The sequence below is a fragment of the Campylobacter concisus genome (assembly GCF_003049085.1).
In the GTDB taxonomy this organism is placed as follows: Bacteria; Campylobacterota; Campylobacteria; order Campylobacterales; family Campylobacteraceae; genus Campylobacter_A; species Campylobacter_A concisus_H.
Genome location: NZ_PIQX01000005.1, coordinates 172,910 through 181,863, shown reverse-complemented (window position 1 = coordinate 181,863; position 8,954 = coordinate 172,910). Strand labels below are relative to the sequence as shown.

10 protein-coding genes and 1 pseudogene are annotated in these 8,954 nt (G+C 36.7%); 10 read left to right on the top strand and 1 reads right to left on the bottom strand.

Features of this window, described 5'->3' with window-relative positions; genetic code table 11:
* Nucleotides 1-123: 123 nt before the first annotated feature.
* From CVT13_RS10485 to CVT13_RS10295, 3 genes and pseudogenes are all read left to right on the top strand, one after another.
* Nucleotides 124-573 (top strand): annotated as a pseudogene (locus tag CVT13_RS10485) (DUF5675 family protein); the annotation flags it as partial.
* Nucleotides 557-1,267, top strand: coding sequence for a hypothetical protein (locus CVT13_RS07705; protein WP_107812145.1), 711 nt, complete (start codon nt 557-559; stop codon nt 1,265-1,267). The pseudogene CVT13_RS10485 and the gene CVT13_RS07705, both read left to right, overlap by 17 nt.
* 7 nt (nt 1,268-1,274) lie before the next feature.
* Complete coding sequence (locus tag CVT13_RS10295) at nt 1,275-1,814, top strand: hypothetical protein (protein ID WP_199907287.1); 540 nt, start codon at nt 1,275-1,277, stop codon at nt 1,812-1,814.
* A 71-nt stretch (nt 1,815-1,885) separates the two neighbouring features.
* Here the strand turns inward: CVT13_RS10295 and CVT13_RS07695 are convergent, their stop codons facing one another.
* Complete coding sequence (locus CVT13_RS07695) at nt 1,886-2,917, bottom strand: 3'-5' exonuclease (RefSeq protein ID WP_107812144.1); 1,032 nt, start codon at nt 2,915-2,917, stop codon at nt 1,886-1,888.
* A 63-nt stretch (nt 2,918-2,980) separates the two neighbouring features.
* Here CVT13_RS07695 and waaC point away from each other — a divergent pair, with 63 nt between their 5' ends.
* The 7 genes from waaC to CVT13_RS07660 are packed head-to-tail and all read left to right on the top strand — an operon-like array spanning nt 2,981 to nt 8,660.
* Entirely contained in the window at nt 2,981-3,955 is a 975-nt protein-coding gene (gene waaC / locus CVT13_RS07690) for a lipopolysaccharide heptosyltransferase I (protein WP_107812143.1), read from the top strand.
* Nucleotides 3,948-4,841 (top strand): lipid A biosynthesis lauroyl acyltransferase, encoded by an 894-nt coding sequence (locus CVT13_RS07685; RefSeq protein WP_103588489.1) that lies wholly within the window; start codon nt 3,948-3,950, stop codon nt 4,839-4,841. The genes waaC and CVT13_RS07685 overlap by 8 nt, the downstream gene beginning before the upstream one ends.
* A complete protein-coding gene (locus CVT13_RS07680; RefSeq protein ID WP_103588490.1) occupies nt 4,835-5,539 on the top strand; it encodes a glycosyltransferase family 2 protein in 705 nt (234 codons plus the stop codon). The genes CVT13_RS07685 and CVT13_RS07680 overlap by 7 nt, the downstream gene beginning before the upstream one ends.
* Nucleotides 5,536-6,597 (top strand): putative lipopolysaccharide heptosyltransferase III, encoded by a 1,062-nt coding sequence (rfaQ, locus tag CVT13_RS07675; protein WP_107812142.1) that lies wholly within the window; start codon nt 5,536-5,538, stop codon nt 6,595-6,597. The genes CVT13_RS07680 and rfaQ overlap by 4 nt, the downstream gene beginning before the upstream one ends.
* A 4-nt stretch (nt 6,598-6,601) precedes the next feature.
* Nucleotides 6,602-7,675 carry a glycosyltransferase family 4 protein gene (locus tag CVT13_RS07670; protein WP_107812141.1) on the top strand — a complete coding sequence of 358 codons (1,074 nt, stop codon included), beginning with the start codon at nt 6,602-6,604 and terminating at the stop codon, nt 7,673-7,675.
* A complete protein-coding gene (locus CVT13_RS07665) occupies nt 7,672-8,469 on the top strand; it encodes a polysaccharide deacetylase family protein (RefSeq protein ID WP_107812140.1) in 798 nt (265 codons plus the stop codon). Before CVT13_RS07670 ends, CVT13_RS07665 begins: the two co-directional genes overlap by 4 nt.
* Nucleotides 8,469-8,660, top strand: a complete 192-nt coding sequence (locus CVT13_RS07660; protein ID WP_107793341.1) for a hypothetical protein — start codon at nt 8,469-8,471, stop codon at nt 8,658-8,660. Before CVT13_RS07665 ends, CVT13_RS07660 begins: the two co-directional genes overlap by 1 nt.
* Nucleotides 8,661-8,954: the final 294 nt, after the last annotated feature.

Sequence of the window (8,954 nt, the reverse complement as noted above, 5' to 3'; positions counted from 1 at the left end):
ACTATATGTATTACGACACTTTTATACTACATTTTGTTATTACTAGCAACTGATCCGACCACGATGAACACTCTTCGTATCGTCGGCAGCGTCAAGTGGGTATAAGAGACATCATCTAGCTCTACAATAAGTGAATTTAAAATTAGCGATAGTGATTTAACAGGCTATACATTAGAACCATATGGCGAAAGCACAAAACAGTCTGATCAAGACAAAAGAATACCTAGAGGAAAATATAATCTAGTATGGCATGTTTCTACAAAATATTCAAAAGACAAATACTCCAAAAATAAGCGTGGAAATTTTTTAGAGAATGGATTTCCAAAATTATATAATAATGATGTTCCTAAAAGTAGAGCCATATTAATACATGTTGGTAGCAAAGAGGAGCATTCTGAAGGATGTTTGCTGTCAGGGAGCGATATCGTTGTTGGTGAAATAAATAGAAAAAGATACGTTACAGCTGTTTCTGGCAGTATAAATAAATTCTATCAGCTTATAAAATATATCGAGAGCAATGAAATAGATAACGTTAAAGTTGTGATTGAGGAAAAATATGAAGATTATAAATAAAATAATTCTTTTATGGCTAATGGTATTTATGTCGCCTTCTCTTTTTGCAGAGCAAACCACCGAGAAGTGTTTTAATGGCTTTTTGGATAATAAAGCACATTTTGCCAAACAAGACAAATTTGACGATTTTGATTTTTCTAACATTTTAGCTGACAAGCGTATAAAATTTTTGGGTTATATCGGAGCTAATTATCACAGACTACATATAAATTTTGATAGCATTAAAAAGATATCAAGGCCAAAATATGTAGTATCTGGCAACTACAAAATAGCCGGAAAAACTCAATCATTTAACGGCGAAATTAAAATATCTGAAATAAGAAAATATACAAATTTTAACTACGGCGTTGATGATTTTATGAAAGGCAAAATAAATGCCCAAGGCATAGCCTTAGCGACCTATTCTCTAAAAGGTGAAACAGAAAAATTTCAAGCTAAAGGCTGCATGCTAACAAGATGGTACATTGACAACGATAAAAAATTGTTATACGACGATATATCAGAAGATGAGGATTTGTACGCAAATAATTTATTTTGTGGAGAGTGCGAGGTGGGTAAGATGCAAACAAGGCCGTGTGCATGGGGGCATTACAGGATACCAAATAGCGGCGATCTTGACATAGGGGCTGGAGAATTTAGTCCGAACCCAAAATATCTTGGCAACGGCTGGAGCGACTTTAATAAAGATGAATAAAATTGCAATGAAACATTTTTTAATACTATCTCTAATTTTAGGTTTTCTAAATTTAACAGCTAGTGAAAATTTACCGCGCACAACAAGCATAGACAAAATCAAAGTAGGTAAAATTTTACCTACAAGTAATTTATCATCTAAAAAAATTAAATATTTCTTAGACGGCGAAAAGGCAAGCTTCATAAATTTATCAAGAACACAGATAATGACGCTCGATTTTTGTTGCGGTGGTAGCGGTGAGGTCCAAAGGATAAATGTCAAATTTTTTGATAAAAATTTAACTAAAGATTATATAAATTCCAGCAAAATAAAAGATTTTACTACAAATTCCGGCATCAAACTTGGTGACAAACAAGACCAAATTTTAAAGAAGCTAGGCAAGCCAAACGATCTACAAGAAGAAAATGCCACCTCTATCGTCACCTACATCACTGAGCAAAACGAGAGCAACCTCTTACAAGAATTTGACATGCCACTTTATTACGAGAAATTCATCTTTTCTAATGGAGTTTTAAAAGAGTATGAATTTGGATTTGAATACCCATGATATTCCGCGGATCAGGATATTAATTCCATAGAGTAGCAAAAGATATTTTACGGCCTAAAAGTATAGAATTTCTACTCTTCGTCCAAATTTATTTCAGGTAGTTTCTCTTCGGCAAAACTCTTATCTTTTTTGGCAGCTGACGCAACCTCACTCGCTTTTTTTAAAAGCCCATCAAGCCCTTGTCTTGCCAAACGCTCATTTAACTGCTCTGGCGTATCTTTCACACCATCAAGATCGCTAAAATCGTCAAATTCTTCATCGTCTTCTTTTTGGATCTTTATCTCGTAATCAAGCTTGCCATTAAGTCTAGCTAGTTCGTCGCTTATCGCAGTGCAAAAGACCTCGGTGTATCCTCTGTGAGCGCAGTGTTTGGCTAGAAATTCACTCATCACATTTAGGTGATTTATATAGTCATCTTGCAAGATATTTGCCTGCAAAAGCTCAAATTTCAAAAAGAGCCAGTAGGTGTTAAGCACGTCACTTTCGCAGTACTCGTTGATCTTATCAAGCTCGTCTGCGTAGTAGAGCTCAAGCACCTGATCGCCGTGCACGTCGTATTTGCCAGGTAAATTTAAGCTAGCACAAAGTGTATCAAGCTTTAGTCCTCTTACGCTTCCAAAATCGCTTATAAAATCAAGCAAATCAAGATGAAATTTAGGCGAATATCTGGCTCTATAGTTTTCCCATTTATTTTTATTTAGCTCTTTGTTTTCGCTCTCGTAATACGCCGCCGCGTTTAGGTTGTAGCGCATCGCACGCACCATTAGCATCGGCAGGTCAAAGCCACGGCCATTAAAGCTAACAAGCCTAGGATTGTAGTCATTAATAAATTTTAAAAATTTAGCGATGATCTCGCGCTCATCCTTGCCCTCCATCGTGCTAACTTTTAAAAATTTACCGTACTCATCAGCCATTACCGCAGAGATTGCGACTACTCTATGAAACATCACAGGCAAAAACTCACTCCCACTGGCCTCTTTTTGTAGCGCCATCGCTTGCACGCTCACATCTTCATCGCTCCCGTCAATACCATAAATTTTTCTTATCAAATTTGCATCAGGTATCGTTTCGCAGTCAAAGACACAGATGTAACTTTTCGCCATTTTAGCCCTTTTTTAAGCATTTTTTTTTAAAATCATACCAAAAATTTATATCTAAAGTGATCAATGCAAAACAAAAATCAACTAAAAATAGCCATCGTCAAACTCTCCGCTCTTGGGGATATCGTGCATGCAGCTATTGTGCTTCAGTTTATCAAAAAGCACTATCCAAATGCCCATATCACTTGGCTAGTTGATGCTCGTTTTGCAAGCCTTTTAAAAGATCATCCGCTTATCGACGAGCTAGTCGTTTTACCGCTTAAACAAAGCTTTAAACAAAGCTACAAGATACTAAAAACCCTTGGTAAATTTGACAAAGTGATCGATCTGCAAGGACTTTTTAAATCAGCCGTCGTAGCAAAAATAATAGGCAAGCAAACTTATGGCTTTAGCAGAGAGAGTGTCAAAGAAAAGATCGCAGCCAGGCTTTACAAGCATAAATTTAAAATTGATTACAACGAAAATATAATCATTAGAAATTTATCGCTTGTAGCTTTTGCTCTAAATTTTAGCTTTGAAGCAAGTGAAATTTTAGAAAAAGTACCTTGCTTTGAAGCAAGTGAAATTTATAAAAACGAAAGTGGTAAAAAACGCGTTTTGATCGCTGCCTTTGCAAGCGAAGAGAGCAAAATTTATAACAAATTTAAAGATGTGATCAGGCTACTTGATGGATGCGAAATTTGCCTTTGCTACGGAAGTGAGAGCGAGAAAGTAAGGGCTGAGGCGATCATCTCAGGTACCTCGGCAAAGCTACTTGAAAAACTTAGCATAAAAGAGATGATAAGCTTCATTACAAGATGTGATTTAGTAATTGGCAACGATAGTGGCCTAACACACCTTGCTTGGGCGATGAATAGGCCTTCTATCACACTTTTTGGCAACCGTCCCAGCCACAGAAATGCTTACATCACGGATAAAAATTTAGTTATAGATATGGGCAAGCAAATAGATGCCAGAAGTATCGATAAAAACGACTTTTGCATAAAAGAAATTTTTCCAGAAACGATTGCAAATTTTGCAAAAAGGCTGCTAAATGGATAGGCTCTATCTGGCTAGCTTTTATACTTTAAAATTTTTTATATTTTTACTGCCTAGCTCACTTAGAGATTTACTTGCTAAATTTTTAGCGTTTGCGTTTATGAAACTTAAAAAAAAGAGATTTCATATCGTTATGACAAATTTAAATCTTGCATTTGGTGAGTCAAAAACCAAGGAAGAGAAGCTAGAGATCGCTAAAAAATGTTACTACAACTTTGCAAAATATCTTGGTATAAATTTTATCCTCAATCAAAACACGACAAAGCAAAAAGTGCTTGAAAAAGTTAGTTTTAAAAATGAGCATAATCTGCTTGAAGCGCTTAAGCTTGATCGTCCGATTATCGTGACGACCGCGCATTTTGGGCAGTGGGAGCTTTTTAGCTTAGCAATGGCTGCTCGTTTTGGTGCAGTCTCAGTACTTGGTAGAAAGCTTGATAGTGGCGTCATGAATGAAATTTTAAAGGCGAACAGATCGCAGTTTGACGTGGAGCTCATTGACAAAGATGGCGGTGCAAAAGATATTTTAAAAGCGCTAAAAGCTAGGCGAATAGTGGGAATTTTAGTCGATCAAAATACCGCTCCAAAAGATGGCATAAAGGTGAAATTTTTTGACAAGGATGTGCTTCACACACCAGCTGCAAGCGTGTTAGCTCAAAAAACAAACGCACTAATAATTAATGCATTTATCTATCAAAAAGATGAAAATATAAGTGAAATTTGCTTTTCGCCAGCCATTGATATAAATAAATTTGACAAAGAAGAGGCGGTGCAAAAAGTAACGCAAATGCAGTGCAGCGCGTGCGAAGAGGTGGTTAGAGCAAGGCCTGAGGAGTACTTTTGGTTTCACCAAAGATTTAAGAGATTTTACGAAAAAGAGTATGAATGCTAAGCGTTGTCATCTTAACTTTTAACAGCGAAAAATACCTAAAAGAGGTGTTAGATAGCGCTAAATTTGCTGATGAGGTCATCGTGGTTGATAGCGGCTCAAAAGATAACACAAGGCAAATTTGTGATGGCTTTAGCAACGTGGAATTTCACGAGCAAGCTTGGCTTGGATTTGGCGCGCAAAAGCAAAAGGGTGTGGATCTAGCCAAAAACGAGTGGATCTTTGTGCTTGATAGTGATGAGGTGATCACGGATGAACTTAAAAACGAGATCATAGATACGCTAAAAGAGCCAAAATTTATGGCCTACAACGTAGCTAGGCTAAATTTTTTCTTTGGCAAAGCGATCAAAAATATGGGGCTCTATCCAGACTACACAGTGAGGCTTTTTAACAAAAATTTTGCCAAATTTGATGGCAGAGCTGTGCATGAAAAGGTCGTTTTAAATGACGGCTCACAAAGGCTTGGCGCGCTTAAAAATCACTTCTTACACTATGCATATGAGAGCATCGAGCAGTTTATAGCTAAGCAAAATCGCTACTCAAGCATGGGCGCAAAAAGAAATTTACTAAAGGCGCTTACAAGCCCAGCGTGGACATTTTTTAAGCTTTATGTGCTAAAAGGTGGCTTTAAAGAGGGCTTTGCCGGCTACATCATAGCTAGACTTTACGCTCAGTACACATTTTGGAAATATATAAAATGAAAATACTTATAATTAAATTTAGGAACATCGGCGACGTGCTTTTGACTACGCCTCTTATTGAAAATTTGCACCACTACTACCCAGACGCGACCATCGACTTTGCCTTAAACAAAGGCACAGAAGCGATGATCGAGGGAAATCCTTACATAAATAAAATTCACATTTACGATAGGCAAAGTGCAAATTCTGGCTTTTTTAAAAAGCTAATTACTGAAATAAAATTTATAAAAGCCATCAAAAAAGAAAAATACGATATGGCTGTGCAAACGACCACTGGAGACCGCGGCGTCATAATCTCAAAGTATGCCAAGATCAAAAAGATAGTCGGCTTTTTAGGCAAGCACAAGGCGATAAACAAGCTTTTGAGCGTAAAGGCAAAATACTATGAAAATTTCTCCCACACGGTTGATCTAAATTTAAATGCGCTAAGAGCTTTGGGCTTTGAGTCAGTGAGTAAAAAGGTGAGTGTATTTTCGGACGAGAGCGTGGAGCATCTAAATTTACCAAAACGCTTTGTGCATATGCATCTAACAAGCCGCTGGATGTTTAAATGTGCAAACGATGATAGCATGGCAGAGCTCATAGACTACTGCGAAAATGAGCTTGGTGTAAAGGTCGTGCTAACAAGTGATAATAAAGAAAATGAACTTGAAAAGCTAGCAAGCGTACTAAAAATTTGCAAGAGTGAGCCCATAAATTTAGGTGGCAAGCTAAATTTGAAACAAACGATCACCCTATCAAAGCACTCAAGCCTTTTTATCGGTGTTGATACAGCTATCATGCACATCGCTGCGGCAAATAACGTGCCAGTGATCGCTTTTTTTGGTCCAAGCAATGCTTTTGAGTGGGGGCCTTGGGACAACTCACTCATGGAAAATGGCTACGCAGCGCAAAATGGTATCCAAAATATGGGCAAACACATCGTCTATCAAAAAGACTGGGACTTTGTGCCTTGCGACAAAGAAGGCATAGCAAAGCATGGCGTAGAAAAGACATTGATGGATTTTAGCGACGAAATGCCAAAAATAAAAGCCAAAATAAAAGAAATTTTAGGATAGGCAGATGAATATTCTTCACACTCAGACACTTTTTAACTGGGGTGGCGAGCAAAATAAGACGCTAAATGAGATGCGTTTTATGCGCGAGATGGGTCACAATGTCATACTTTTTTGCAACCCAAATTCTCAGATAGAAAGCATTGCAAAAGAAGAAGGCTTTAGTGTTGTAGCACAAGAGATGAATAAGAAAAATTTTCATAAAAGCGTGCCAGCACTTTGCAAAGCGATAAGCTCAAACAAGATAGATGCCTTGATCACACATGGCTCGACTGATAGCTGGGTTGGAGCAATTGCTGGGCTATTTTACAGAAGGAAAGGCGTTAAATTTTACAAGGAAAGGCATAATCTTTTTCCTATAAAAGGCTTTCTTTCAAAACTCATGCACAAAAGACTATTTGATAAAATTTTATACATCTCAGATAGTGTCAAAGAGTATCTGCTAAGCATCGGCGTTAGCGAAGATAGGCTCTTTTTTATGCCAAGCACGGTTGATGTTGAAAAGATTGATGGTATAAAAAGCACTTTTAGAGATGAGTTTAAGATCGCAAAAGATGAGCTAGTAATCGGTACATTTACTTCTCTTTACCGCAAAAAAGGAGTCTTTGACTTTGCAAGTGCAGCAAAAGAAATTTTAAAAGAGAAGGACGCCACAATAGTTTTTGCAGGAAATATCAGCGAAAGCACAAAAAATGAGATTACCTCGATTTTTAGTAAAAAAGATAAGATTATATTTACTGGTTTTAGAAAAGACGCGGCAAATATCATAAAAGGCTTTGATATCTACGTCTTTGCATCGCACTCTGAGGGGCTTGGTACGGTCTTGCTTGAGGCGATGAGCTCAAAAGTACCTATCGTGGTCTACAATAACGCGCCGATGAACGTGCTAGTTAAAGATAAAGAGCGTGGACTTTGTGCTAAAAATTTAGATGAAATTTCGCTAAAAGAGTGCATTTTGGAGCTGATAAATGAGCCTGAAAAAGCCAAAATTTACTCACAAAACGCCTTTAAATTTGTGGATGAAAACTTTAGCCACAAGGCACTAAAAGAGGCTATTAAAAATTTACTGGAGCAAAAATGAACTACCCAGTTTGCGTGCTAACGATGCATCACTGTAATAACAATAAAAACGACTTTGCCATTAAGCCAGAGCTATTTAAAAAGGCGCTTTTGATGGCGTTAGATGAGGGCTATAAATTTATAAACTATGCTCAGTTTAAAGATATAGCTAGTGGCCGAGCAAAAGCCTCTAAAAAGAACATTTTACTAACTTTTGATGACGGGTATTTTGATAATTATAAATTTGCATTTCCTATCCTAAAAGAGTTAAAAATTCCAGCTGTATGCTTTTTGATAACAGATAAGATCAAAGATTTTAAAAGGCAAGACTACGACTTTGCATTTAAAAAACATAAAGAGATCGATTATGATAAAGACGCGGAGTATTTTTTAAATTTAGACGAGATCAGGCAGATGCAAGAGAGCGGGCTTTTTGAGTTTGATAGCCATACAGCGAGTCACTTTTCTTGCAAAAGTAACGACGAAACAAAGTTAAGAGAGGAATTTTCTAGCTCACTTGCTAAGATAAAAGAGCTATTTCCTGAAAAAAAAGAATTTGGCTTTTGCTTTCCAAAAGGGCACTTTAACGAGCTTTCACTAAAAGTTGTAAGAGAGTATTATGACTTTGCCTTTAGTGTGATAGATGGTGGATTTTGCGCAGGAGATGATAAATTTAAGATAAGACGTATCGATATATCAAACAATGCAAAGAGCGAGAGTGACTACATTTTTAGGGTTAAAAAGAAGCTTTTTATCTATTCTACACCGGTGCTAGGAAATTTATATTCAAATTTTAGAAATAGAGGCTATAAATAATGCTTGAAGCATTAAATGAGACTTGTAAAGAAATTTTAAAAGATAAAAAACGAGCCTTAATCGCTCTTACTGGGCTTCACGGTAGTGGCAAAAGCACACTTGCAAAACAAATTAGAAAAAGTGGATTTAAAAACTTTAAACCTTACCAAATCGCTGTAATCGATGATGATGTAATGAGCCTAAATTTATAGCTCGTCCAAAGATAAAAATCAAAAGCGATCATCAAGATGAGTTAAAGCCATTTTTTAAATTTATCATGCCGTTTGTAAAAGTCGTAATATACGTAAGCACAAATCCGCTTTTACGTATAAGTAAATGTGATATACTTTGTGTTTTAAACGCTGATGAAGAAGCTGCTCGAATAGCCGGAATTTATAAGAAAAACTTGAGCAAGTATTCAAGCAATACACAAAAACAAATAGATAAAAAAGAACTTGATCTAGCGGGCCTTGAGTATAAATTTAAATTAGAGTTCAAATCACCAA